Consider the following 25156-nt stretch of genomic DNA (forward strand, 5'->3'; position numbering starts at 1 on the left):
CCTCAATTGATAGCTGTTTGCGCTTTATTGGTAAGCGCTAGAGCCATTTTTTGCTTGAAATCCGGAGCTTGCGAGGTGCTGCTGGCGGGCGGCGTGCTCACCACCCGCACCAGATCGCCGTCGTTCAGGAAGCCAGCGCCACGCACCGCTACCGAGGCATTCGCGTCCAGACCCGAGAGCACCTCGACCCGGTCAGCCACGCGGCGTCCCGTCTGCACCTTGCGCATTTGCACACGCTGCTCGGCACCCACCACAAACACGTACGAGAAGCCGTCGCGCACCACCAGCGCCTCTTGCGGCACGGTGAGTGCATCGCTGGCGCCCAGCGCGAACTCACCACGCGCAAACATGCCCGCACGGAAGTCTGTGTTCAGGGGTAGATCAACGTACACCAGCGCATTGCGCGTCTGCGGGTCCACCGTCGGCGCAATCATGCGCACCGTGCCTTCTGCCACCGCACCACTGGCCGCCGTCACGCTGACCTTGGCGCCCGGCGCAATCCGGCGCAGCTCGGTAGACGTGACTTCGGCGCGCCATTCGAGGCGCCCCTTGCGCACCATGCGGAACAGCTCGGTGCCCGCGCCCACCACCGCGCCCACGGTGGCCGTGCGGGCCGAGATCACGCCGCTGTCGGGCGCCACCACCTGGGTGTACTTCAGACGCAACTGCTGTGCGTTCAGCGTGGCCTTGGCCGCCTCCACGCGAGCCTGCGCGGTCTTCTCGGCCGTTGTGTACTGCTGGATCTGCTGCTGGCTCAAGGCGCCCGTGGCCTGCAGCGAGCGTGCGCGTTCGGCATTGGCGGCCGCCTCGGCCGCGTTGGCCTGGGCTTCGAGCAGGCTGGCGCGCACCTGGGCCACATCGGCCTGTACGGTTTCGGCAGAGAAAGTTGCCAGCACCTGGCCGGCCTTGACCACGTCGCCCACATTCACACGCACGTCGGTCAGGCGCAGACCGTTGCTCTCGGCGCCAATGCTGGCCTCTTGCCAGGCGGCCACATTGCCGTTGGCGGCCAGGCGCAGCGGCACCGAGGTGCGCTGGGGTTGGGCCGTGCTCACGGTGAGCGCAGGCCGGGGCTGGCCCGCCTTGGGCTCATCGGCGGCGCGCGATGCGCCAGAGAAAACCAGTGCACCGCCCGTGGCCAGCACGCAGGCAGTGATCACGGCGAAGGCGGTGGGGGAAAACTTGAAGAAGAAAGAGGAGTGTTGCATGTGCATCTGTCCTGGAGAATTCATATCAGCTGTGCATGGTGTTGGGCGTGGCCCACTGCGCTCGAAACTGGCGATGCGCAGACGAGGGCAGCCAAGCAAGGGCCGCCCCGCAGCGAAGGCTGCGTCCCCCTGCCCGCGTTGCGCAGCAATGCGAGAGCGGGGGGGAAGGCGCAAAGCGCCTCAGGGGGGTGTCTCATAGCTTCCATCCACCGCCAGCGGCGCGGTACAGCGCAACCCAGGCGGCCTGGCGTTCATGCTGCAGCGCAATCAGCGCATTCTCGGCCGCCAGGGATGTGCGCCGCGCGTCTTCCAGCTCCACCAGACTCGCCAGGCCGCCGCGCCAGCGCGCTTCGGTGGCATCGAAAGATGTGCGATAGCCCGCAACCGCCGTTCGCGCGCTGGTGCTGCGCTCGGCCGTGCTCTGCAGCCGCACCAGCGCCTGTTCGACCTCGCTCACGGCCTGGCGCACCTTGGCGCGGTAGAGCGCGGCGGCTTCGTCATAGCGCGCCTGCGCCGCGTCCACCTGCGCGCCGCGCCGGCCACCATCGAACAGCGGCACGCTGAGCGCCAGCGGGCCGATGGTCCAGGTGTTCAGGTCGGTGGTCACGCCACCGCTGCGCACCCACGCCGTGCCCACCGAGCCGCTGAGAGACAGGCGCGGGTAACGCTGGGCCTGGGCGCTGCCCACTTCGGCACTGGCAGCGGCGACTTCGCGCTCGGCGTTGTACACATCAGGGCGCTGGGCCAGCACCTGGGCGGGTAGCGTGGCGACGGCGAACAGGGTGTCGGGGGCTGTGGCGGCAGGCGTGGACAGGCGCGATCGCAGCGCCGGCTCCTCCCACCCGGTCAGTGCCACCAGGGTCTTGACCTCCACATCGCACTGCATGCGCTGCTGCGATGCACGCGCCTGCGCTTCGGCGGCACTGGCACGGGCCAGGGCAGCCGTGGCGGGCGCCGTGAAGCCGGCGCGTTCGCTAAGACCTGACAGGCGCGAGGTTTCGCCACGCGACTGCGCATCGCGCTCGGCCACGCGCAGCTGCTCCAGGCAGGTGCGCAGGCTGCTCGTCTGCTGCGCCACCTCGGCGGCCACGCTCACGCGCGCCTCGTGCCACAGCGCCTGTGCGCCCGCCAGCCGCTCATCGGCAGCGGTCTTGGTAGCGCGGTTCGCACCAAAGAGGTCAATCTCCCAGCTCGCCTGCAGCCCGGCCTGCGCCGTGGTCGCGATGCCTGCAAGCTGTTCGTTGAAACCCCGGCTGGCGCTGGCCTGCGCATCGAGCGACGGCAGCAGCGCGGCGCGGCTGGCCACCTGCGTGGCCCGGGCCTGCGCAATGCGGGATTGGGCCTGCGCCACACCGGGGCTGACGGCCTGGGCCGCGTCGATCAACTCCACGAGCAGCGGGTCGCCCAGCTGCGTCCACCATCGGGTCAGATCCCCCAAAGAGCCCTGGTGCGGCAAGGGCGCCTGCCACGCCACAGGTGGAGTGGTGGGCACTTGGGCGGGAGGCGCTGTGATGGCACAGGCGCCCAGGGCCAGGGGCAGGCAGGTGGCCCAGAAGAATCGGGTCTTGCTCAAAGTCATGCGTTGGATTCCTTGTGCGAATTCCGTGAAGTACTGCGGCGCGCGGGCTGTTGTACGGCCTGCCGCCTGGCGATCTCGCCCTGCACCATGCTCAGGGCGTAACCGGTCAGCCGGTCCACCCATTCGTCCACAGCCCCAGACCCCGCCAGCTGCGGTGCAATAGCCTGCAGCGGGTCGCGCTGGGTCCACATCTGCATGACCAGCCCGGCCAGCGAGAAGGCGAGGCGGTGCATGTCGTCGTCCGCTGCGGCCACGCCCATGTGGCGGCACAGCACCTGGACCAGCGCCAGATGGGGTGCCCGGCACTCGCGCTCGATGAGCTCGGGCCACACATGGGTGGGGTCCAGCAGCTCGCGCACGTGCAAGCGCAGCGACTGGGTCACAAGGTCATCGTGCTTGAGCGGCTCCAGAAAGCCACCGAAGTAGGCGGCCAGCGCCTGCTGCAAGGTCAGCGCAGGGTCGGCAAACACCGGGATGAGGTCGCTGCCGCTGCCGAAGGGCTCGTAGAACGTGGCTGTGTAGAGGCGCGCCTTGTCGCCAAAATGGTAGGCGATCGCTGCCACGTTGGTGCCGGCGGCTTCGGCAATCGCACGCACCGAGGTTTGCGCAAAGCCCCGCTCGGAAAACAGCTGCAGCGCGGCGCGCAGCAGGCGCACGCGCGTGTCTTCTCCGTCGCTGCGGGCGGTGCGCTGGGCTGCGGGAATGAAATGGGCGCCAAAACTCATGGCACCGGATTACACACCAGAATTCAAACAACCGTTTGAATTAGCGATGCCACGCGGAAAATTCAGCCCGCAAAAATGCAACAAAACGTCACACCTTGGTGCGACTCAACCGAACACGGACCTCCACAGGGCCAGCACCGCATCGCGCTCGGCCTGCAGTGCGGGGGGGGCAACCTGGGTGGGCGCCTCGTCCAGGCGCGCCACGTGTTGCACGCGCCGCAGTTCGCGGTACGCATCCGCAGCCGCCACACCCACGCCAGGGGGCAACAGCCCCACCTGCTCGGCGCGCTGCAGTAGCGCGATGTTGCCCACATTGCCCACCAACTCCGGGTGGTTTGCAGACTGCGAGAGCACCAGGTACTGCACGGCAAACTCCGCATCCACCATGCCACCCGAACTGTGTTTCACATCAAACTGCCCGTCGCGCGTGGGGTGCGCTGCGCGCACACGCTCGCGCATGGCCACGATTTCCTCACGCAGGGCGGCAGGGTCGCGTTCGGAGGTGATAACGGCCTCCCGCACGGCATCGAAGCGCGCCTGCAAGGCCTCGCTGCCCATCACAAAACGCGCGCGTGTCATGGCCTGGTGCTCCCAGGTCCACGCGGTGTTGCTGCCCCGGCGCTGCTGGTAGTTGGCGTAGGCCTCGAAGCTCGTGACCAGCAGACCTGAGCTGCCATTGGGCCGCAACGCAGTGTCGATCTCGTACAGATCGCCCTCGCCCGTCTTCACGGTGAGCCAGTTGATGAGCTTGCGCACAAAGGCCGCGTAGACCTCGGGGGCGCGTTCGTCGTCGTCATCGAACACAAAGACGATGTCCAGGTCGCTGCCGTAGCCCAGTTCCTTGCCGCCCAGCTTGCCGTATCCAATGATGGCGAATTGCGGGCTCTCGCGGTGGCGCGTCTTGAGCCGGCTCCAGCACCACTGGGCCGTGATGCGCAGCACGCTGTCGGCTAGGGCGGACAGGTCATCCGCCACCTGCTCGACGGTGATGCGCCGCTCCACGTCGCGCGCGAGGGTGCGGAAGGTTTCCGCGTGCTGGGCACGGCGCAGCAGGTTGAGCAAGGTTTCATCATCGTCCTCGCCCGTGGACTGCAGCGACGCGAGCCGCACGGCCAGTTCGCGCTCGAAGTCGGCCACCACAAAACGTTCGGCGAGCAGCGAATCCCCCACCAGTTCATCGATGACACCGGGGTGCTGCAGCAGGTAGCGGGCGGGCCACTTGGCCGCGCCCAGCAAGTGCAGCAATTGCTCGTGCACAGAGGGGCGCTCCAGCAGCAGCGCCAGATAGCTCTCGCGGCGCAGCAGCGGCTCCAGCCAGTTGGCAAGGCGCAGGGCGGCCTCTTCGGTGACGCGGCCTTCCTTGAGCCACTGTGCGGTGCGTTGCACCAGCCGGAACAGGCGGGCACGGGCTTCGTCGCGCAGCCCCGCCACGCGCGGGTGGTTGCGCCATTCGGCAACGCGCTCGCGAAATCCGGGCGGCAACTGCTCCAGCAGCGTGTCAAATTCGGGGGGGGCGGCCGCCGCAGCGCGGGGGCCGCCACAGCCCCCGCCGTTGCACTGCTTCTTGCCCGCCCCGCCCAGCAAGGTGTCGAATTCCTGGGCCACCAGTTCACGGTGTGCGTCCAGCTCGTGCAGGAAGGCGCAGCAATCGGGATACCCCAGGGTGTGCGCGATCCACGCAAGATCGTCATCGCGCGTGGGCAGCACATGGGTCTGCTGGTCATCCAGGTACTGGATGCGGTGCTCCACACGGCGCAAGAAGACGTAGGCCCGCGCGAGCGCATCAGCCGTTTCCTGCGGCATCAGACCCGCCTGGGACAGGCGGGTGAGCGCATCAAGCGTGGGGCGGCGGCGCAACTCGGGGAACTGGCCGCCCCGCACCACCTGCAGCAGCTGAACCGTGAACTCGATCTCACGAATGCCGCCGCGCGAGAGCTTGACGTCGTTGGCGCGCTCTGGGTGGCCCGCGCTGCGCTTGGCGGCATGGTTCCGGATCTGGCGGTGCAGCACCCGCAGCGCATCGAACACGCTGTAGTCCAGGTAGCGGCGGAACACAAAGGGCAGCACCACACCGCGCAGCGCCTGAACCTCAGGGCTGGCAATGCAATCACGCGGTGCCACCACCCGGCTCTTGAGCCAGGCAAAACGCTCCCACTCGCGCCCATGCAGCTGCAGGTATTCCTCCAGCGCCGACAACGAGACCGAAGGCGGGCCGGAGTTGCCATTGGGGCGCAGCGCCAGGTCCACGCGGAACACAAATCCGTGTTCGGTGGTGTCGCCCACCAGGCTGTAGATGGCCTTGACCGCACGTGCAAAGTATTCGTGGTTCGAGATGCGCCCCCGGCCATCAGCCGTGCCCGCCGTTTCGCCATCGTGCTCGTACACGTAGATCAGGTCGATGTCGCTGGAGACGTTCAGTTCGCGGGCACCGAGCTTGCCCATGCCGATGATCCACAGCTGCACGGGCTGGCCGTCCGGCCCGCGCGGCGCGCCGTGGCGCTCGTCCAGCTCCTGGCGGGCGTGTTGGCAGGCCCTGTCCAGCGCCAGCTCGGCCAGCTCGGTGACCGCGCTGGTAATGTCCGCCAGCGGAGCCTGCGCCTCGCAGTCCATATGGATCAGCCGCTCCATGACCAGCTGGCGCAGCACCCGGAGCGCGGTGCCCGTGTCACAACCGCGTGCGCGCAGCGCATCGTAGGCCTGCTCCATGCTGGGCCACCGGGGAACACCGTGCGGCAGGAGCAGCAGGTCAGCCTCGTAGCGGCGATGCAGGCGCTGATAGAAACGCGAGTGCGCGGCCCCGTGAACAAAGGTCGCGGAGGGATTGCAGGGGGATTCAGGATACGAGATCGACATGGCAGCCGCAGCGCAACGCTGCGTACATAAGAACACTGGTTTGTAGTGAACCCGCGCTAAGCCTGCGGGTCATAATTCCTGCCACATTCAATCCCACCATGATCGATCCCACCACGCACCCCACCCGCCTGCTGAAAATTGTGGCAGGTCTCGCGCGGTGGTCGCTGGGGTTGCTGCTGGCCTTCTGGCTGCTGCTGACCATCGCGTGGGGGGCCCTTCATGGCTGGATTGTGCCGCGAATCGGTGATTTCCGCCCACAGCTGGAGGCGCATGCCGCACGGGCGCTGGGGGTTCCTGTCCAGATCGGCGCCATCGCGGCGCACACCGAAGGCCTGATCCCTTCCATTGAACTCTCGGATGTCACCCTGCTGGACGCTGCCGGCCGCTCTGCCCTGCGCCTTCCGCGGGTGGTGGTGGCGCTGTCGCCGCGCTCCCTGCTCAAGGGCGGCTTCGAGCAGCTGTACATCGAAGAGCCCGAGCTGGATGTGCGCCGCACTGCGGACGGGCGCATTCAGGTGGCGGGGCTGGATTTCTCCCAGCAGCAGGGCGAAGACAACGCCGCAGCCGACTGGCTGTTTTCGCAGGGCGAGGTGTTCATCCGGGGTGGAACGGTGCGCTGGACCGATGAGCAGCGCGGCGCCCCGGAGCTTGCGCTGGAGAAGGTGGACCTGCTCTTGCGCAACGGCAACTGGCACCACCACATGCGGCTGGATGCCACGCCGCCCGAAGCCTGGGGAGACCGCTTCACGGTGACGGGGCTGTTCCGCGCGCCTTTGCTGCGCGCGCGCGACGGCAACTGGAAACACTGGAACGGGCAGGTCTTCGCTGACTTTTCCCGGGTGGACGTCTCGCGGCTGCGCCACCATGCCGATGTGGGCGTGGAGATCGCCCAGGGCCGGGGCGCGCTGCGAGCCTGGGCCGATGTGCAGCGCGGGCAGATTGTGGGCGGCACAGCCGACCTGGCGCTGGCCGATGTCAATGCCACACTGGGGGCAGGCTTGCAGGCGCTGGTGCTGCCGTCCATTCAGGGGCGGCTGGGTGGGCGTCGGCTGAACGGGGGGTTTGAATTCTCGACCCAGGCGCTGCAATTCAAGACGGACGATGGTCTCACCTGGCCCGGAGGCAACGTCCGGCTTGTGCACACGGCAGCGGCCGGCAAGGCACCCGCGCAAGGCGAGTTCCGCGCCGACCGTCTGGACCTGGCTGCCCTGGCGCAGGTCGCCAGCCGCCTGCCTCTGGGCGCCACGGCACATGAGGCCGTGCGCACCTATTCACCCCACGGGCTCGTGGACGAGATCCAGGCCACCTGGAAAGGCCCTCTCGAAAACCTGCAGCAGTATCAAGTACGCGGGCGCATTCGCGGATTGGCGCTGGCAGGCGACACCCCCGCCAGCGCGTCCACCCAACTGGGCCTGCGGGGTGCCACGGTGGACATCGACATGACCCAGGCGGGCGGCAAGGCAGCGCTGAGCATTGCCTCCGGCGCGCTGGTGCTGCCCGGCGTGTTCGAAGACCCGGTGCTGCCGCTGGACCGGCTCAGCGCCGATGTGCGCTGGCAACTCGATGGCGACCGCATCGCTGTGCAGGCCACCGACGTGCAGTTTGCCAATGCAGACGCCCAGGGCGAGGCCCGGGCCACTTGGCATACCAGCGATGCGGGCAAGGTGGCACACCGCTCTCGCTTTCCGGGAGTGCTGGACCTCACAGGCACCCTGAACCGGGCGGACGGGACCCGTGTGCACCGCTACCTGCCGCTGTCCATCCCCCAGGAGTCGCGCCACTATGTGCGCGACGCCGTGGTGGCGGGCAGCGCGAGCAACGTGCAGTTCCGCGTCAAGGGGGATCTGCACCACCTGCCTTTCGACGACCCCAAACAAGGCGAATTTCGCATCGCAGCCCGCGTGAAGGACGTCACCTACGCCTACGTCCCCACGCAGCTGCAACCGGCCAATACGTTGCCGTGGCCTGCATTGACGGAGCTGGCGGGCGAGCTGATCTTTGAACGATCCACCATGCAGGTGCGGGGTGCGAGCGGCGGGTTTGCCGGGCGCCCAGGCCTGCGCCTGTCGAAGGTGGACGCCAAGATTCCAGACCTCTCCCATACCGTGGTGGGTGTCAGTGCCGATGCCCGGGGGCCGCTGACCGAGCTGCTCACGCTCATGAACACGTCGCCTTTGGGCCGGATGACCGGCAATGCACTGGAGCAGGCCAGCGGCACCGGCAACGCAGATTTCAAGTTGCGCCTGACCTTGCCGATCAGCGACATCGAAAAATCCAAGGTCCAGGGCAGCGTCACGCTGGCGGGCAACGAACTGCGCATTACCCCCGACACCCCGACGCTGAGCCGGGTGCGGGGCGTGGTGCAGTTCACCGAAGGCGGTTTTTCGCTCAATACCGTGCAGGCCCAGGCACTGGGCGGCGCTGTCCGGCTGGAGGGCGGCATGCGCGCTCTGCCCTCCAATGCCCCGGCCACCGAATCGGCCGTGCAGCTTCGCGCACAGGGCACCGCCACCGCCGAAGGGCTGCAGCAGGCATCACAGCTGGGCATGCTCTCGCAGCTGGCGCGCCGCGCCACCGGCAGCACCGCGTATTCCATGGCGCTCGCGTTTCGCCGTGGCGTGCCGGAGGTGCAGGTCACCACCAGCCTGCAGGGGCTGGCGCTGGCGCTGCCCGCCCCGCTGGGCAAGACGGCCGAAAGCAGCCTGCCAATGCGGTTTGAAACCCAGGTGGCCCGCGAATCGCTGGTGGGCCTTACGCAGGCTGGAAATGGCACCGAAGCCCCGCCTTTGCGCGATCAGATCACGCTGGACCTGGGCGCACTGGGCTCGGCCACTTACATTCGGGATCTGGGCGGGCCCCAGGCCCGGGTGCTGCGCGGTGCCATCGGCATCGGCCTGTCGGGCGGCGAATCCGCCCCGGTGCCCGCGCAGGGGTGTGGCGGCCAACATCAGCCAGGGCAAGCTCGATGTGGATGCCTGGGAAGACGTGCTGACCCAGGCAACCGGCAGCGAACCCGCTGCGCGCCCCGCGACCGCACCCGGATCCCCAGGCTCAACGGGAACGCCCAGCACGGCGCAGGACTACCTGCCCACCACACTGGCCTTGCGCGCCCGCGAACTCACGTTGCAGGGTCGCACCCTGCACAACATCGTGGCCGGCGCGCTGCGGGATGGCACCACCTGGCGTGCCAACCTCGACGCCACGGAACTCAACGGCTATCTGGAATACCGCCAGCCAGGCGGCGCCGAACACCCCAACGGGCGCCTGTTTGCGCGGCTCTCGCGCGTGAACATGCCCCAGAGCGACGTCACCCAGGTCGAGGCCCTGCTGGACGAGCAGCCCGGCGCCCTGCCCGCGCTGGACATCGTGGTGGATGACTTTGAACTGCGCGGCAAACGCCTCGGGCGTGTGGAAATAGAAGCGCAGAACCGGGGCGGAGATGGCACGCAGCGCGAATGGCGCCTCTCCAAATTCAATATCCTCGCGCCCGAGGCGAACTTCACAGCCAACGGCAACTGGGCGGTGCTGAACACCGCAGGGGTGGGGCCCCGCACACCGGAGCGGCGCACGGTGCTCAACTTCAAGCTGGACATCCGCGACTCGGGCGACCTGCTGGGCCGCATGGGCATGGCCAATGTGGTCCGGCGTGGCAAGGGCCGCATGGAAGGGCAGGTGGCCTGGATCGGCGCGCCGTTCAGCCCTGATTACCGCAGCATGACCGGGCAGATCAACCTGAACGTGGAGTCCGGCCAGTTCCTCAAGGCCGACCCGGGCCTGGCCAAGCTGCTGGGCGTGCTGAGCCTGCAATCGCTGCCACGCCGCCTGACGCTCGACTTCCGCGATGTGTTCAGCGAGGGTTTTGCGTTCGACTTTGTCCGGGGCGATGTGCGCATCGAGCAAGGCGTGGCCACCACGAACAATCTGCAGATGAAGGGCGTCAACGCCGCCGTGCTGATGGAGGGCAGCGCCAACATCGACCAGGAAACCCAGGACCTGCGCGTGGTGGTGGTGCCCGAGATCAACGCCATGACCGCGTCCCTGGTGGCCACAGCCATCAACCCGGTCATTGGGCTGGGCAGCTTCCTGGCCCAAGTATTTCTGCGCGGCCCGCTGATCGAGGCGGCCACGCAGGAGTTCCGCATCGATGGCACCTGGACGGACCCCCGCGTGGTGCGCGTGGCCCGCCGCAACCGCGAGGCAGGCCCTGCAACCGGCACACCCACACGCCCCAGTGCCCCCCGCACCGGAGAACCTTCATGATGAAAGTTGCTGCGATCCAGATGGTGTCCTGCACCCGGCTCGACGACAACCTGCGCGCTGCACGCGCCCTGCTGGAGCAAGCCGCCAGCGCAGGTGCCGAGCTGGCCGTGCTGCCCGAATACTTCTGCGTGATGGGCCACAAGGACACCGACAAGCTCGCCCTGCGCGAAGCACCGGGCGAGGGCCGTATTCAGCACTTTCTGGCCAGCGCGGCACGCGAGCTGCAGATGTGGATTGTGGGCGGCACCTTGCCGCTGGTGGCCACCACACCCGACCAGGTGCGCAACACCACCCTGGTGTTCAACCCCAGCGGCGACTGCGTGGCACGCTACGACAAGATCCACCTCTTCTACTTTGACAACGGCCGCGAGCAGTTCCACGAAGGCCGCGTGATCGAGGCAGGCAACACCCCCGTGCAGTTCGAGCTGCCTTCGCGCAACGGCCACCGCTGGCGGGTGGGCCTCTCGGTGTGCTACGACCTGCGTTTTCCCGAGCTGTACCGCGCCCACGCCAGCGCGGGGGCAGACCTGCTGCTGGTGCCCAGTGCGTTCACCCACACCACCGGCCAGGCGCACTGGGAGGTGCTGCTGCGCGCCCGTGCCCTGGAGAATCTGGCCTACGTGTTGGCACCCGCCCAGGGCGGCGTGCACGAGAACGGTCGGCACACCTGGGGCCACAGCATGCTGGTGGACCCGTGGGGCACCGTGCTCGCGCAGAAGGACCAACTGGCGGGCGTGGTGTCGGGTGTAGTGGACCCGCAGCGCCTGCGCGACCTGCGTCTGCAGTTGCCCGCCTTGTCGCACCGCGTCCTGTGAAGATCCCGCAGCAACGCACACTCTTCAGGCGCTGGCGGGGCGCATGGCGGCGCTGGTCGCTGTGGACGCTGCTGGTAGCACTGGTGATCTCCATGCTCGCCACCATGGTGTGGCTTGCGGGGCGCTATGAGGCCAGCCAGGTGCAGTCGCACCTGGAGCGCGATACGGCGGATGCGGTGTCCGACATCCGCGTGGCGCTCACCCGCAACCTGCAAAGCCTGCAGGCCCTGCACGCGGGCGACCCGGGCCAGCTGGCCTGGGAGGTCGATGCAGCCGAGCTGCTGCGCAACCGGCGGGAGCTGGTGCGCATCGAGTGGCGCGATGCCGACCTGCGGGTACGCACCCATGCCCAGTCGCCCTACCGCCCCGTGGCCTGGGACGCCCGGCTGCGCGAGGGTAGCCAGTCCGACGCCGCCATTGCCTGTGCCAACGCACGCCGCCTGAGCAGCCCAGCCTATTCAAGCAGCTACTTTCAGCCCCACGGCGACGGGCTGGGCTCGGAGATGATGGAGCTGTGCCTGCCGCTCACCTCGGGCGGGCGCAGCACGGGTTTCCTGGTGGTCACGTATTCGCTGCAGGACGTACTGATCAACCTGGTGGCGCACAACCTCACGCGCAGCCAGGAGGCCTCGTTCACCGAGGCCGACGGCACCCGGCTGGCCGTGCTGGGCGCCGCGCGCCGCGGCTCGCGCATGTTCACGGCCACGCACCTGCTGGATCTGCCCGGCAGCACCCTGGTGCTGCGCATGGACACCTGGCACAGCGCGCCCAGCCTGTTCCCCAACGTGCTGACCGCGCTGGTCACCGCCATGTCGATTGCGCTGGTCACCGTGATGGTGGTGCTGGTGCGCGACAACCGCAGGCGCCTGCGCGCCGAGCGCGATCTGGCCGACGCGCTGGCGTTTCGCAAGGCCATGGAGGACTCGCTGGTCACAGGCCTGCGCGCCCGCGACCTGGAAGGCCGCATCACCTATGTCAACCCCGCCTTCTGCGCCATGGTGGGGTTCAGCGCGCCGGAGCTGCTGGGCCAAAGCGTGACCGCGCCCTACTGGCCCCCCGAGCGGGTGGAGGAGTATCGCCAGCGCCAGGCCATCCGCTTTGCGGGCACCATGCCGCCGCGCGAGGGTTTCGAGTCCGAATTCATGCGCAAGGACGGCACCCGCTTCCCTGTGTTGATCATCGAGGCCCCGCTCATTAACGCCCAGGGCCTGCACACGGGCTGGATGAGCGCGTTCCTCGACATCAGCGAGCAGCGGCGGGTGGAAGAGCTGTCGCGGGCGTCACAAGAGCGGCTGCAGGCCACCGCCCGCCTGGCCACCGTGGGCGAAATGGCCTCGCTGCTGAGCCACGAACTCAATCAGCCCCTGGCCGCCATTTCCAGCTATGCCACCGGCTCCATCAACCTGCTGGAGGCGCCCACACCGGCAGAGCAGGGCGCAGGCGCCGCTGCCCATGCTGAGCAGCTGCAGGATGTGCGCATGGCCATGCAACATATTGCGCGGCAAGCCGAGCGCGCAGGCAAGGTGATCAAGAGCGTCCACGACTTTGTGCGCCGCCGCGACCAGGCGCGCGAAGCGGTGTACGCGCAGCAGTTGCTTGATGCCATCCTGCCACTGGTGAGCCTGCAGGCACGCAAGCTGGGGGTGCGCGTGAACACCTCGCTGGAGCCCCACCTGCCCCCCGTGTTGTGCGACCGCACCATGGTCGAGCAGGTGCTGCTCAACCTGGCGCGCAATGCCATGCAGGCCATGGACGACCCCGCCCTACCCACGCGCATTCTGGACATTCGGGTGCGGCGTGCGGCGTCAAACCAGCACAGCGGCTGGATCGAGTTTGCGGTGACCGACCTGGGATCGGGCATTCCCCCGGATGTAGCCGAAAGGCTTTTCACCCCGTTTTTCACCACCCGCCCCGAGGGCATGGGTCTGGGGCTGAGCATGTGCCGCACGGTGATCGAGCAGCATGGCGGTTTTCTCGGATTTGCGCCCCATGAACCGCGTGGTACGGTGTTTACCTTCACGCTACCAGCAACAAGCCCCTGAGCGACTACGTCGCTTCTCCCTTCTCTCGCGCTGCGCGCGGGAAGGGGAACGCCGCCGGCGCGGCGGGGCGGCCCTTGCGCGGCGGCCCCGCCCCGGCCGCGCCAGTTGCCGCGACTGCGCGTAACCGACAATCCACCAGATAACCGAGTTGAACCATGGAGCCCACCACCAACGCCACCGTGTACATCGTGGACGACGACGCCAGCGTGCGCGAAGCGCTGGCGTGGCTGTTGCGTTCGCGCAGGCTATTCAGCGAGTCCTTTGAGAGTGCAGAGGCCTTTGACGCCATGCTCTCAAGCCGGCCCGCGCAGCGCCAGCCCTGCTGCCTGCTGCTGGACGTGCGCATGCCCGGCATGAGCGGCCTGGCGCTGTTCGACCTGCTGGCGGTGCGTGGTGACCTGGCCACCATGCCGGTGATCTTCCTGACCGGCCACGCGGACGTGCCCACTGCCGTGGACACCGTCAAGCGGGGCGCGTTTGATTTCTGCGAAAAGCCGTTTTCCGACAACGCGCTGGTAGACCGTGTCGAGCAGGCGCTGGCCAAATCGGCCGAGCGCCTGGCGCAACTGCGTGAGCGCAGCGACCTGCAGGTGCGCCTGCGCGATCTGACGGACCGCGAGCGCGATGTGATGGACCTCGTGGTGGCGGGCCTGCCCAACAAGCTGATTGCTGACCAGCTCGATATCAGCGTGCGCACGGTGGAGGTGCACCGCTCACGCGTGTTCGACAAGATGCAGGTCAAGTCGGCCGTGGAGCTGGCCAACCTGCTGCGCACAGAGAAGTAGGGCTCTGCGCGCCCACCCCCCACGCCCTCTCGGGCGTGGTTGCTTACCCGCGTGGGCGCTCGCCCACAAAGATCTCCACGCGCCGATTGCGCGCCCGGCCGTCGGCCGACTCGTTCGTGGCGATGGGATACCGCTCCCCCATGCCATCGATGGCGATGCGGCGCCCGTCCACGCCCCGCCCCGTGAGATAGCTGCGCGTGCTGGCAGCGCGGTCCATCGAGAGCGGGTTGTTGATGGCGTCGCTGCCGGTGTTGTCGGTGTGGCCGACGATGCGGACATCGGTGTTGGGGTTGTTGCGCAGCCCGGCTGCGAACTGATCGAGCACGGGTGCGAAGTTGGACTGGATGTCAGAACGGCCCACGGCAAACGAAATGTCGCTGGGGATGTTGAGCATGAGCTGGTTGTCGGCCGTTTGCGTCACGCCGATGCCGGTGCCCCGCGTGGCCTGCTCCATCTCGCGCTTCTGGCGCTCCATGTTCTGCGACCAGATGTAGGTGCCCAGGGCCCCCACACCGGCACCTACCACTGCCCCGGTGCCAGCGCTGCCGCCGGTGGCGGAGCCGATGACGGCGCCTGCCAGCGCGCCCACGCCGGCCCCGGTGGCAGTGCGGCGCTGGGTGTCGTCCATGCTGGCACAGCCGGTGGCCAGAACGATGACGGCGGTGGCGCCGAGAAGAATGTGTTTGCGCATGGTGGTGCTCCTTGAAAGATTCAACGGAGCTGGGCTTGTCGGGACTTCCGATCGCGTGCCGCGTGGCCTGTGGTGGGCCTAGGCCTCGGGTGCGCCCAGCTCATCGCCATCGTGGCCGCAGCCGGGCCTGGGCACCATCGGCACAGCGGCATCCTGGCTGTAGGACGAAGCCGCCTTGGCTCGCTACCCGCACGCAGGCAAGGTCATTGCGCCGGAGGCGGTGGGGGAGCTGCCTCGGGGGATGCCGCTGGCGGTGGAGGCAAAGGCTCCTGCGGCGGCGGCTGCAGCTCGCCACCCTTGCGGCCCGAGAACATCGTCCACCAGACGATGGCCACCAGCAACACCAGCGCCAGCAGCGCTTCAAGCAAAATCAGCCCCATGAAATTGACACTCCTGCGCGTTGCTTTGACGGCGCTGATTGTAGGAACGCTGGCCGCCTGCTCCACGCCCCCTGCCCCAAGCCCCTCCCGCCCCGGGGCCATCCCCGCGCCACCACCGCCCAGCACCGTGGTGCTGCCCAGCGACACCGGCCCGCTGCCGCCACCGATGTCACAGCCCAAAAGCCGCTGGATTCCCGTGCGCTGGGCCGAGCTGCCCGGCTTTGCCGACGATGCGTTGCACGAGGCCTGGAACGCCTGGATCAAGAGCTGCGAACGCCCCCAGCCCCCCTTCACCGCGCTGTGCAGCGAAGTGCGCCAGCTGAGCATTGCCACCGCCGACGAGCAACGCGCTTGGCTCATCGCCCGCCTGCAGCCCTACCGCGTTGAAGCAACCGACGGCAATCCCGAAGGCCTGCTCACCGCGTACTACGAGCCGATGATGGAGGCAACCCGCCAGCCAGGCAATGGGTTTACCGTGCCCATTTACCGCGTACCGACCAGCCTTGGGGCCCGCAAGCCCTGGTACACGCGCCAGCAGATCGAGACCCTGCCGGAAGCGCAGGCCGCGCTGGCGGGCCGCGCCATCGCCTGGCTACGCGACCCGGTCGAATCGATGGTGCTGCACATCCAGGGCTCGGGCCGCCTGCGCATCGCCGAGGCAGACGGCACGGTGTCGCTGGTGCGCGTGGCTTACGCGGGCACCAACGACCAGCCTTACCAGAGCATCGGCCGCTGGCTGCTCGACCAGGGCTACACCCGCGACGCCACCTGGCCCGGCATCCGCGCCTGGCTGGCCGCCAACCCCCAGCGCACCAACGAGCTGATGTGGACCAACCCGCGCTACGTGTTCTTTCGCGAGGAGCCTCTGAACCCGCTGGACGCAGGCTTCGGTCCGCGCGGCGCCCAGGGTGTACCGCTCACCCCCGGCCGCTCCATCGCTGTGGACCGCCAGAGCATCCCGTACGGCACGCCCGTCTGGCTGGCCTCCAGCGGCCCGCAGGTACAGCTCAATCGCATGGTGATGGCGCAGGACACGGGCAGCGCCATCCTGGGCGCGGTGCGCGCAGACTTCTTCACAGGCTGGGGCCCGGAAGCGGGCGACATCGCCGGGCGCCTGAAGCAGAACCTGCGTCTGTGGGCGTTGTGGCCCCGATGATTTTGAATAATTTTGGCTGCTAGCGCTTATTGAATAAGCGCTAGCAGCTATTAAATTAATAGCAACCTTACCGAATGCAACTGCACTCGGGCGCCCAGTGGTTGGCCGCCGGGTTCACGGACATGGCACCCTCGCCGCTTCGGTTTCCACCCGCTGGGCCGCAGCCGCCGCCGCGAACGCCATGGCCGGGGGCACGGTCACAGTGCGCAGCTGATCGCCCGTGATGCGGTACTCGTACTCGCGCGTCGAGCCCACCATCTCCGTCCTGAAAGTGCTGCCCGCCATGGTGGCCGCATACACCTGGGGGCGGACGACCTGGTAACGGTACTTGGTAGTGGCCGTCCCGCTGGCGGTCTTGCAGGTCGATTCGAACTGATCTTCCTTGAACTGCAGGGTGCAGCGGCCGGAGGTGTCTTCGGCCTTTTCGCCATCGGGGGTGGTCAACACGATTTTGGCGGCGCGCCAGCAGCCGAGCAGGGCTGGGTCGGGGGCGGCGTGGACGCAGGGGACGATACACAGGAAAGAAAGCAGCAGGCGGGAGCGCGCGAGGAGATTCATAGGTTCATCTCACCCCATACAGAACAAGAACCAAGACCGACGCTGCGGCAAATGCGGCCCACGAGATCACGGTATATCTCGCGCCGACTTGGCCGTGCTTGGCCAACGACCAGATCTTCGTGATGTCATACGGGATACCGCGCGCGGCGCAATAGATAGCGGGGGCGAGAACCCCGCTCCCCAGCACGATCAAATACGCGAGTGGAAGCAGCGGATGCACTTGGTAGAGCATCTGAAAAATGAAGGTCATGGGCTGGGATTTTCAACCGAGTCGCACAGGCCGGGAGCGTTCAGCCCGAGGGGCGGGGTGAGGCGAGCCACAATGCTGCAAAATTTATAGCTTATAGCGCTTACCCCAAAAGCGCTAGCGACCAAAAACATCTCAAATCGCACAAAAACCCAGCCCACGGCCGCCAACGCCCACCTTGTCCCCCTCGGCGGCGCATCCCCCAGAAAGCCCCAGCGTGAGGCCCCGCTGCGCCACATCGGACGCCGTAACCTCATCAAAGCACAGCAGGTGTTCCGTCCCGGATGCGTTCCGCAAACCGCGCGGACTGGCTGATGCCATGCAGCAATGGCCAGCCCCACATGCCCCGGAGCAGGATGGTGAAACCGATGGGGTTTTTGTGACGCGTTGTAAGAGGCACTCGCGGAACGAAGCCACTAAGCCACCCGCATCGCCCCACGTGCAGACCTTGCAAGACCACCTGTAAACAGCCATTCCTGCGGGCAGGGCGCATTTACAGAAGACTACAAAGACAACGGCACCACTACCAGATTGGCCCTTGAGAATCTGCGCTCATCTTCGGCAGGTAGTGGCTCTCTGGGCGACCAAGGGCCTATCGCCGCCGGAACACTTCCGCCGGCCAAGAACCGCGCGAAGCGCACGGATGGCACAAGGCCGCCGCTTTTGACAGCGGAGTGCAGGGGCGCCGAACCTGCCAGGCCTGCGTCGGCATGGGCTTCATTGCGGTGCCATGGTGGCGTCATGGCGATGGCAGTTGTTCTGTTCCAGCGCCGAAGACAGGGAGGAGGTCTGTGCCCCAGCACAGATCGTGTTTGTTATTAACAATGAGAGGATCGCACCATGCGACAAGGTATTTTGAAGAGTGTTTTGGGAATGAGCTTGGGCCTGGCGATGGCCACGGGTGTGCATGCCGAGCTGCTCAACATCAGCACGATTGCGGTGCAATCGCAGAACACGCTGACAGCGGCGTGCACGATTGTGGGCGCAGGTGGGAAAACGTTGCCGGACGGCAGCAAAGTGTTCGTCGTCCTGGCAGAAGGCATGGCTGCCGATTCCAACCCCACGCTGGTGATCCGATTCAGCGACAACTCCACCGGGAGCAACGACGACTGGAATTCCACATCTATCGACGCTAGCGGCAAACCCATCCGGACGAATACTGCAGGATGGCTGGGCCGCAACCCAGGGCGCGAAAGTGATGCTGGCACAGTGGTCGCGGCGATTCCAGGAGAATGGTTTTGTGTGACTTCGCGTGAAGTTTCCGGCGGCGATGCGCTTCGTCCGGTGGCGATCTCCGTGACCGACGTCACGGCAAAGGCGGCGAGCGCGAAGTCTGCTGCCGTGGGTGCAGATGCGGGCTTGCGTTCCGATATCTGGGCCGGTTCGCCCGACTGATCCAACAGCCGCTCATTGGCTTCGGGGCGTTGCACGCTCCTATTGAAAAGGAACACCATCGTGTGTTCCCTTTTTTCGGGCTACCGCATTGTCTGCACCAGCGGCATTTGCGGATGATTTATAGCTACCCGGGGAGGCCCTCATTGCTCCACCGCCCAGCGCGTCACCCGGGGCGGCGCATCGCCCACATGAAACGCCAACTTGCGGTCGCGCAGCGCCACGTCCGAGGCCGTCACGCGGTCGAAGCGGCGCAGATGCTCCGTCCACGACTCGTCCTCGATGCGCTCCACGTACCGCGCGGGCTGGCTGATGTCGTGCAGCAACTGCCAGCCCAGGGCGCCCTGGCGCAGGCGGCTGCGGCGGCTTTCCTGCATCACGGCGCGAAATTCAGCGGCGCGGGCGGGGTCGATGAAGTATTCGATGGTGACCACCAGGTGCCCTGACCCGGGCGGTGTGTCGGCCACCGGGGCCTTGAAGGCGCGCGAGGGGCTCAGGTCCTCTTCCATGCTGCGGTCGGCCACCAGGCGCTGCACCAGCAGCATGGCCACCACGCCGGTGGCGGCGGCAATGCCCAGGCTCACATGCACGTCGGTGACCGTGGCCACCTGGCCCCATACGGCGGCGCCCAGCGCGGTAGCGCCCATGATGGACATCTGGTAGATGGACATGCCGCGCGCGCGCACCCAGTTGGGCAGGGCAAGCTGGGCCGACACGCTGAGCGAGTTGGCCGTGGTGATCCACGCCATGCCCGCCACGAACATCGCGGGCACGGCCACGTACACATTGGGCGCCACGGCCATCACGCCTGTGGCGGCAGCCTGCAGCGCCGTGCCGCGTATCACCAGCACATCGCGCGCCATGGCCTGGCGCAGGCGCGGCAAGAACATGGCCGCCGTGATGGCGCCCGCGCCCATGCTGGCCAGCAGCAGCGTGAAGGTGCCCGCGCCGCCGCCTTCGAGCCCCTTGGCGAGCAGCGGCAGCAGGGCTAGCAGCGCGGTGGCGTGCAGAAAGAAGATGGAGATGCGCCACAGCACAGCCCGCATGCGCGGCGACTGGCGCACAAACTGCAGGCCCACACGCATGGCGCTGGTCAGCTTTTCGCGGCCCAGCGGGCTGGGCGTGTGCACCCGCTTCCAGCGCATGATGGTGAAGCCGGAAACGATGGACAGCACCGCGTTGAGCACAAACACCCAGGCGCTGCCCGCACTCGCGATGATGGCGCCCGCCAGCAGCGGGCCGATGATGCGCGAGGCGTTCATGGCCACGCCGTTGAGCGCGAGCGCGGCAGGCAGCTGCGGGCGACTGACCAGCTCGGGCACGATGGCCGCGAACACCGGCCAGCGCATGGCCAGGCCGATGCCGTTGGCAAAGGTGAGCGCCAGCAGCAGCGGCGCCGTCATGCCCCCGGCCAGGATGGCCACACACAGCACCAGCGCCACGGCGGCCACCCAGAACTGCGTGGCGATGAAGTAGCGCCGCCGGTCCAGGATGTCGGCCAGCGCACCGCTGGGCAGGCCGAGCAAGAAGACGGGCAGCGTGGAGGCGGTCTGCACCAGCGCCACCAGCACGGGCGAGGTGGTGAGCGTGGTCATGAGCCAGGCGGCCGCCACGTCGTTCATCCACATGCAGGTGTTGGCCGCCACCCAGGTGAGCCACAACATGCGGAACACGGGCACCGACAAGGGCGCAAACGGTGAGAGCGAGGCCGCCTGGTTCAGCGCCGCGCTGTCCCCCAACTGGGCGGCGACGGACTCTTCGGTGCCATGCGCCAGATCCGCACGGGCGGCACTGTCTGCAGCCGCATCGCTTTGCGGCGGGGCGCCCGGGCTCAGGTCCGGGGCATCAGGGGAGGGCGGGGGCGCAACGCTGCGCGGGCTTTCGTGGGACGGCAAAGGGGGCATGTCTGCACATTGTGCGACGGTTGGCGCAGCCGTGGTGGTTCAACGCCCAATAGCCGACTGCATGCATGCCCCCTGCGCTTCGTCACGCCGCATCGGTCGGCGCAGCCGCTGCCTGCTTGTCCGCCTGTTGGGTCTGCCGCAGCAGCAGCCAGGCCATGAGCGCCAGCGCGGCGACGCCTGCCACCAGCACACCCCACAGCACGGCACTGCGCAAGGAGACGCCGCTGCTCACGGCAGCTGCAGGCACCAGCGCGCCGCCCGCAGGCGGGCCGCCGGTGATGTCGGCCCGCGCCACATCGACCTGCGCCTGGGGCAGGCTGTTTTCTTGCTGGGGCTGGTAGCCCGGCACCAGGCTCGCCAGGGGCAGGAAGGCGCTGGCTGCCGCCGTGGCCCCGGGCAGCCCCGCCGCCAGCGTGAAGGGCCCCTGCCCGCTGGCCAGGAAGACCAGCTGCACGGGCTCGAACTGCAGCGCCACCTCGGGCGCGGCCGCAAAGCCGGGGGTCTTGGGGTCGGCCTCGATCTTGACCTCGCGCACCGAGGCGCCGCCCAGCTCGATGGGGCCGCTGGCCTGTTCCTTGCCGCCGGTTGCCATCTTGTAGACCACGGCACTGGCCAGTGGCGACCAGGGCTGCTCGCGGTGGTTGCGGCCCAGCACGCGCACAGGAATCAGCACATTGCGGCCGGGCGGCGTGATCGTGAGCGCGGCGACTGGTGTGGCGAACGGCAGCGCCAACACGAGCTCGCGCGGGTTGGCCAGGGTGGGCGTGGCCATGCTGGCGCTGACGCGCTCGCGTGGACCCGTGCCGCGCGTCGTGGCCAGCGTGGCGCCGCGCAGGGTCACGGCAGCGTCGCCCCAGGTCACGCGCATGTAGTGACCCTTCAGGTCGGCGCGCTGCAGGTCGATCTGCTCGTTGCCCAGGCGGCCTGGCGCAGTGGACACCGTGGGTGCCGCTGCCGCGTCGGCACGGTAGAGCACGGTCTCGGCCAGTGGCTGCCAATGTTTGAGGTCCTTGCTGGCCTGCACCCGGAACGTCACGGGTTGGCCCGCAGGCAGATCCACGTCCAGAGCCATGCGAGCCACGGGCAGCTGCACATTGCGCGCGTCGAGCAGCGCGCCGCGCACGGCCTGCGGGGTGGCAGGGCCTACCGTGGTGGTCGTGGCGGCCGTGTCGATCTGCACCACACGCTGGCCCTGGCGCTCCTCGATGCGCAGCGACAGCCCCTCCAGCCCGGCCGTGCCCGTGCTGGTGGCGCCCAGGATGGGATAGGCGGGCAGGGTCACCGACTCCTCGGGCGCGCTGGCCGCCGCCACACCGGCCAGTGCCATGGGCACGGGCTGGCCCGCGCCGTTGAAGAGGCGCACATCGGCATAGCCCGGGCTTTGCAGGCGCACCAGCACCTCGGCAGGCAGGATCACGCGCTGCAGCGGCGCATCGGCCGCGAGCGTGACAGGAACGCGGATGGCGTAGGCCGCAGGGATGTTGGCATCGGCCGCCGCCTGGACTCCACCGGCGCACAGGGACAGGGCGGCAGCGGCCAGCACCAGGGGCAGGTTGAGGGCGACAGGCTTCTTCATGGCAGTGTTTCTGGTTGAGATGGTGCCAGGGGTGGCGCAGCAGGCTCCGCAGGGGCGTCCGCCTTGGGTGGCGACTTCGGAGGTAGAGGCGCAAAGTAGCCCACCACCAGCATCAGCACACCCACGGCGATGAAGGCAATGATGCGTTCGGCACCACCCGCGTTGGACAAATCGATCAGCAGCAGCTTGACCACCACCACGCCCAGCAGGCCCGCGCCCACCAGCCACAGCGGCCGCTGCGCGCGGCGGTGTGCCAGCACCATCAGGCTGAGCGCCAGCAGCGTCCACAGGATGGCGTAGCCGGTCTGTACCACGAAGCTGTTGAACAGCGCCGAGGCGTCCCAGCGCACGCCAAAGAAGTGGTGGGCCACCCGCAGCCACACGGTATTGATCACGATGAACGCGAGCAGCGCCAAGGCCACCAGCGCATGGCGCCCGGTGACCCCGCCCGAGCGGGCCGGGGGCGGCAGCGCTGCGAGCAGCACCCGCCGCCAAAACACCAGGCCGCCCAGCGCAAGCGCAAGCGTGAGGTCGGTGGGGTTGAGCAAAGGGATGTAAGGCAGCGGCGCGGTGTGGCCGGACGAATGCACGGCGGCCAGCAGCGCGCCCCCGAACACCAGCACCGCAAGGGGCAGGGCCGCCAACCAGTAGTAAGCCTCGGCATGGGGGTTCAGCGGCCAGGGCAGCGCCGCGCGTGCCGCTGGCTGGTTGCCACGGCCCGCCCACAGCGCGAGCAGCATCAGCACCGCAATCGCGCTGACCAGCAGGACCACACCGGCCCACGAGGTTCGCCACAGCTCGGCCTTGCCGATGCCGGACCAGAGGCAGTCGGCCAGCAGCAAGGTCACCAACCAGGCCGTGGCGGCGTGGAACCAGCCGAAGCGCGGCGCGCTTTGGGCGGACGGACCCCCAGCGTCCGCCGCCTGCCAGCGATCGGTCTGCCACAGCATCCACCCATGCAGCGCCAGCACGATGGGCCACACGGCCCAGGCTGGCGTGGTCAACACGCGGTGGCCGTCCACCACCTGCGCCACCCACCCCAGCGCCAGCACGCCGATGGTGGCGCGGGCAGGCCAGGTGGCCACGGCCCAGCGCGTGCGCAGGCCGAGCACCATCGACAGCGCGGCGCTCAACACCACAGCCAGCATGCCCAGCAGTTCGGCAACGCGGCCCGAGAACACCGGCACGGGCCACTGGCCCTGCTCCAGGCCGGGCACACGCCGCGTGATCTCCAGCCACAAGGCCAGGCACCAGAAAACAAAACCGTAGAGGTAGGCCGGGCTGGGCAGCAGCACCTCCACCCTGGCATAGCCCTGGGCCCAGGCAGATCCGCTGTGTGGCAGCGACTGGCGCAGCCACCAGGCCAGCAGCAGCGCGGGCAGCGCAATCAACATCGCGCCCAGGAAGGCCGGGTTGGCCAGCGGCAGGGGCGAGACCTGAAGGCCCCCGCCGTCCACGCCACCCATGAACGCCAGCATGGCCACGACCTGCAGCACCAGGCCGAAGGCACGCGGCATCCAGCGGGCCTGGCGCATGCCCACCCAGAAGGCGCCCGCGCCTTCAAGCGCCCACACCGCCGAGGTCCACTGCGCATCCAGCGCCAGCGGCACGGCCAGCGTGGCAAAGCCCACGCCGATGGCGATGAAACATTCGGTGAGCAGGCGCCAGCTGGCTTGCGCGCGGCGCACCAGCACAGTCGCGGTCAGCAGGTAGACCGCCGCAAAGGCCAGCGCCGAGAAGGCCGCGCCCAGCTCGAACGGCTGCACCAGCCCGGCCTGCAGCCCAAAGCCCACCAGCGGCGTGCCGAAGACCAGCATGCTGTCCACCGTCTTGCCCAGCTTCGTCGGCGTGTTGCGCGCATAGAGGATGGCGGTGGCGAGGTAGATCAGCACAAAGCCCGCGAGGAAGGGCTGTGTGCTGGCGTAGTGATCGGGCACATATTTGAGCGCCCCCCAGGCCGTGGCCACGCCAAAGGTGGCGACAAAACCCACCACGTTGAGCACGCGCCAGGAGCGCTTGTGGGCGATGAAGAGAATGGCCAGGTTGAGCAGGGTGTAGTAGCTGAACAGGCCCACGTGGCTGCCCTGGCCGGTGGACAGCAAGATGGGCGCAGCGAAACCGCCAGCGAACGCCGCCACCGCCAGCGCGCGCGAATCCTGCAGCAGCGCCAGCGCACAGCTGGCCGCGCAGACCGCGATCATCAACCCGAAGGCCCACAGCGGCGGCAACAGCCCATAGAGCCGGAAAGCCGCAAACACGGTGAGGTACATCACCGCCACACCGCCGCCCTGCAGGGCCAGCGCAAAACCGGGCTTGTCGGTGCGCTTGCGGAACCCCACCCCCAGCAGCGCAATGCCCACCGCTGCCACGGCGGCCAGGCGGAACTCAACCGGCAACAGCCCGGCCGAGGCGGCGTAGCGCGCAAGGAAGGACAGGCCGATGAACAGGATCACAAGGCCCACACGCACGATGGTGTTGCCGCCCAGGAGCCAGTTCTTGGCCGCGAGCACGGCCAGCTCGATGGGGTTGGGCTGCGCGGGCTGGGCTGTCTTGCGGGGCGCGGCAGGCGCATCCGTGCGGGCGGCCACCGGGGCCGACGCCGGGGCCAACGCCGGGATACGCGGCAGGCCTTGGGGCGTGAGTTCGCCGGCCCAAAAAGCGTCGTCCGCATCCCGAGGATCGTCGCTGGGGGTGGGTGGTGGAGGGGGTGCGTGTGGCACAGGCCGTTGCGGCACGGGCGCTGCCGCCACAGGCTGGTCTTCGGCAACCGCCGCCTGCGGTGCCCGCGTGGGCTGGGCAGTGGCCTTGGTGGCGTGCGCCTGCAGCTCGGTGCGGATGGCAGAGCGGATCGCCCAGCGCAGCGACAGCCCGGCGAAAAAGCCCAGAATGCCGCCCACAAACGGCCCGAAGTCACCGTAACCGCCGAACCACGAGCCCAGCACCGCGCCCCAGAAAATGCCCCAGATGATCATGCCGCCCTCGCCC

The 25156-nt window shown here is 68.1% G+C and carries 16 protein-coding genes and 1 pseudogene; 6 read left to right on the forward strand and 11 right to left on the reverse strand.

Annotation, left to right across the window (positions count from 1 at the left end):
• Window positions 1-2 precede the first annotated feature (2 nt).
• From EXV95_RS15520 to glnE, 4 genes are all read right to left on the reverse strand, one after another.
• Window positions 3-1208 (reverse strand): efflux RND transporter periplasmic adaptor subunit, encoded by a 1206-nt coding sequence (locus EXV95_RS15520; RefSeq protein WP_176887532.1) that lies wholly within the window; start codon window positions 1206-1208, stop codon window positions 3-5.
• 193 nt (window positions 1209-1401) lie between these two features.
• On the reverse strand, window positions 1402-2787 hold the full coding sequence (locus EXV95_RS15525) for an efflux transporter outer membrane subunit (protein WP_176887533.1): 1386 nt from the start codon (window positions 2785-2787) through the stop codon (window positions 1402-1404).
• Entirely contained in the window at window positions 2784-3512 is a 729-nt protein-coding gene (locus EXV95_RS15530; protein WP_176887534.1) for a TetR/AcrR family transcriptional regulator, read from the reverse strand. The genes EXV95_RS15525 and EXV95_RS15530 overlap by 4 nt, the downstream gene beginning before the upstream one ends.
• 105 nt (window positions 3513-3617) lie before the next feature.
• Complete coding sequence (gene glnE, locus EXV95_RS15535) at window positions 3618-6365, reverse strand: bifunctional [glutamate--ammonia ligase]-adenylyl-L-tyrosine phosphorylase/[glutamate--ammonia-ligase] adenylyltransferase (RefSeq protein WP_176887535.1); 2748 nt, start codon at window positions 6363-6365, stop codon at window positions 3618-3620.
• 98 nt (window positions 6366-6463) lie between these two features.
• Between glnE and EXV95_RS15540 the strand changes: the two are divergent.
• The 4 genes and pseudogenes from EXV95_RS15540 (at window position 6464) to EXV95_RS15555 (ending at window position 14267) form a co-directional block, all read left to right on the forward strand.
• Window positions 6464-10625: pseudogene (locus EXV95_RS15540) on the forward strand (YhdP family protein).
• A complete protein-coding gene (locus EXV95_RS15545) occupies window positions 10625-11440 on the forward strand; it encodes a carbon-nitrogen hydrolase family protein (RefSeq protein ID WP_176889063.1) in 816 nt (271 codons plus the stop codon). Before EXV95_RS15540 ends, EXV95_RS15545 begins: the two are co-directional and overlap by 1 nt.
• Window positions 11437-13482 carry a nitrogen regulation protein NR(II) gene (locus EXV95_RS15550; RefSeq protein ID WP_370460076.1) on the forward strand — a complete coding sequence of 682 codons (2046 nt, stop codon included), beginning with the start codon at window positions 11437-11439 and terminating at the stop codon, window positions 13480-13482. The genes EXV95_RS15545 and EXV95_RS15550 overlap by 4 nt, the downstream gene beginning before the upstream one ends.
• 155 nt (window positions 13483-13637) lie before the next feature.
• Window positions 13638-14267 carry a response regulator transcription factor gene (locus EXV95_RS15555; protein ID WP_055394714.1) on the forward strand — a complete coding sequence of 210 codons (630 nt, stop codon included), beginning with the start codon at window positions 13638-13640 and terminating at the stop codon, window positions 14265-14267.
• Window positions 14268-14310: 43 nt separating this feature from the next.
• Here the strand turns inward: EXV95_RS15555 and EXV95_RS15560 are convergent, their stop codons facing one another.
• On the reverse strand, window positions 14311-14958 hold the full coding sequence (locus tag EXV95_RS15560; RefSeq protein WP_176887536.1) for an OmpA family protein: 648 nt from the start codon (window positions 14956-14958) through the stop codon (window positions 14311-14313).
• 203 nt (window positions 14959-15161) lie between these two features.
• A complete protein-coding gene (locus EXV95_RS15565; protein ID WP_176885330.1) occupies window positions 15162-15338 on the reverse strand; it encodes a hypothetical protein in 177 nt (58 codons plus the stop codon).
• Here EXV95_RS15565 and EXV95_RS15570 point away from each other — a divergent pair.
• Window positions 15271-16494 (forward strand): murein transglycosylase A, encoded by a 1224-nt coding sequence (locus EXV95_RS15570; RefSeq protein ID WP_176889064.1) that lies wholly within the window; start codon window positions 15271-15273, stop codon window positions 16492-16494. The two genes, EXV95_RS15565 and EXV95_RS15570, sit on opposite strands and share 68 nt — an antisense overlap.
• A gap of 114 nt (window positions 16495-16608) precedes the next feature.
• Here EXV95_RS15570 and EXV95_RS15575 read toward each other — a convergent pair whose 3' ends face one another.
• Window positions 16609-17052, reverse strand: coding sequence for a hypothetical protein (locus tag EXV95_RS15575; protein ID WP_176887537.1), 444 nt, complete (start codon window positions 17050-17052; stop codon window positions 16609-16611).
• 4 nt (window positions 17053-17056) lie between these two features.
• Window positions 17057-17302 (reverse strand): hypothetical protein, encoded by a 246-nt coding sequence (locus EXV95_RS15580; protein WP_176887538.1) that lies wholly within the window; start codon window positions 17300-17302, stop codon window positions 17057-17059.
• Between the two features lie 837 nt (window positions 17303-18139).
• Here EXV95_RS15580 and EXV95_RS15585 point away from each other — a divergent pair.
• Window positions 18140-18694 carry a hypothetical protein gene (locus EXV95_RS15585; protein WP_147433274.1) on the forward strand — a complete coding sequence of 185 codons (555 nt, stop codon included), beginning with the start codon at window positions 18140-18142 and terminating at the stop codon, window positions 18692-18694.
• Window positions 18695-18834: 140 nt separating this feature from the next.
• Here the strand turns inward: EXV95_RS15585 and EXV95_RS15590 are convergent, their stop codons facing one another.
• From EXV95_RS15590 to EXV95_RS15600, 3 genes are all read right to left on the reverse strand, one after another.
• Window positions 18835-20595: an MFS transporter gene (locus EXV95_RS15590; protein WP_176887539.1), complete on the reverse strand. Its 1761-nt coding sequence runs from the start codon at window positions 20593-20595 to the stop codon at window positions 18835-18837.
• A gap of 82 nt (window positions 20596-20677) precedes the next feature.
• Window positions 20678-22171 (reverse strand): DUF3999 domain-containing protein, encoded by a 1494-nt coding sequence (locus EXV95_RS15595; protein WP_176887540.1) that lies wholly within the window; start codon window positions 22169-22171, stop codon window positions 20678-20680.
• Window positions 22168-25143: a DUF2339 domain-containing protein gene (locus EXV95_RS15600; RefSeq protein WP_176887541.1), complete on the reverse strand. Its 2976-nt coding sequence runs from the start codon at window positions 25141-25143 to the stop codon at window positions 22168-22170. Before EXV95_RS15600 ends, EXV95_RS15595 begins: the two co-directional genes overlap by 4 nt.
• Between the last annotated feature and the right edge of the window lie 13 nt (window positions 25144-25156).

It is taken from the genome of Acidovorax sp. JMULE5 (assembly GCF_013376875.1).
Taxonomy (GTDB): Bacteria; Pseudomonadota; Gammaproteobacteria; order Burkholderiales; family Burkholderiaceae_C; genus Acidovorax; species Acidovorax facilis.

What these genes read in the sequence shown, in the direction of transcription:
- EXV95_RS15520 (WP_176887532.1), bottom strand. Translation starts at nt 1,208, where the DNA reads ATGCAACACTCCTCTTTCTTCTTCAAGTTTTCCCCCACCGCCTTCGCC.
- EXV95_RS15525 (WP_176887533.1), bottom strand. Translation starts at nt 2,787, where the DNA reads ATGACTTTGAGCAAGACCCGATTCTTCTGGGCCACCTGCCTGCCCCTG.
- EXV95_RS15530 (WP_176887534.1), bottom strand. Translation starts at nt 3,512, where the DNA reads ATGAGTTTTGGCGCCCATTTCATTCCCGCAGCCCAGCGCACCGCCCGC.
- glnE (WP_176887535.1), bottom strand. Translation starts at nt 6,365, where the DNA reads ATGTCGATCTCGTATCCTGAATCCCCCTGCAATCCCTCCGCGACCTTT.
- EXV95_RS15545 (WP_176889063.1), top strand. Translation starts at nt 10,625, where the DNA reads ATGAAAGTTGCTGCGATCCAGATGGTGTCCTGCACCCGGCTCGACGAC.
- EXV95_RS15555 (WP_055394714.1), top strand. Translation starts at nt 13,638, where the DNA reads ATGGAGCCCACCACCAACGCCACCGTGTACATCGTGGACGACGACGCC.
- EXV95_RS15560 (WP_176887536.1), bottom strand. Translation starts at nt 14,958, where the DNA reads ATGCGCAAACACATTCTTCTCGGCGCCACCGCCGTCATCGTTCTGGCC.
- EXV95_RS15565 (WP_176885330.1), bottom strand. Translation starts at nt 15,338, where the DNA reads ATGGGGCTGATTTTGCTTGAAGCGCTGCTGGCGCTGGTGTTGCTGGTG.
- EXV95_RS15575 (WP_176887537.1), bottom strand. Translation starts at nt 17,052, where the DNA reads ATGAATCTCCTCGCGCGCTCCCGCCTGCTGCTTTCTTTCCTGTGTATC.
- EXV95_RS15580 (WP_176887538.1), bottom strand. Translation starts at nt 17,302, where the DNA reads ATGACCTTCATTTTTCAGATGCTCTACCAAGTGCATCCGCTGCTTCCA.
- EXV95_RS15585 (WP_147433274.1), top strand. Translation starts at nt 18,140, where the DNA reads ATGCGACAAGGTATTTTGAAGAGTGTTTTGGGAATGAGCTTGGGCCTG.
- EXV95_RS15590 (WP_176887539.1), bottom strand. Translation starts at nt 20,595, where the DNA reads ATGCCCCCTTTGCCGTCCCACGAAAGCCCGCGCAGCGTTGCGCCCCCG.
- EXV95_RS15595 (WP_176887540.1), bottom strand. Translation starts at nt 22,171, where the DNA reads ATGAAGAAGCCTGTCGCCCTCAACCTGCCCCTGGTGCTGGCCGCTGCC.
- EXV95_RS15600 (WP_176887541.1), bottom strand. Translation starts at nt 25,143, where the DNA reads ATGATCATCTGGGGCATTTTCTGGGGCGCGGTGCTGGGCTCGTGGTTC.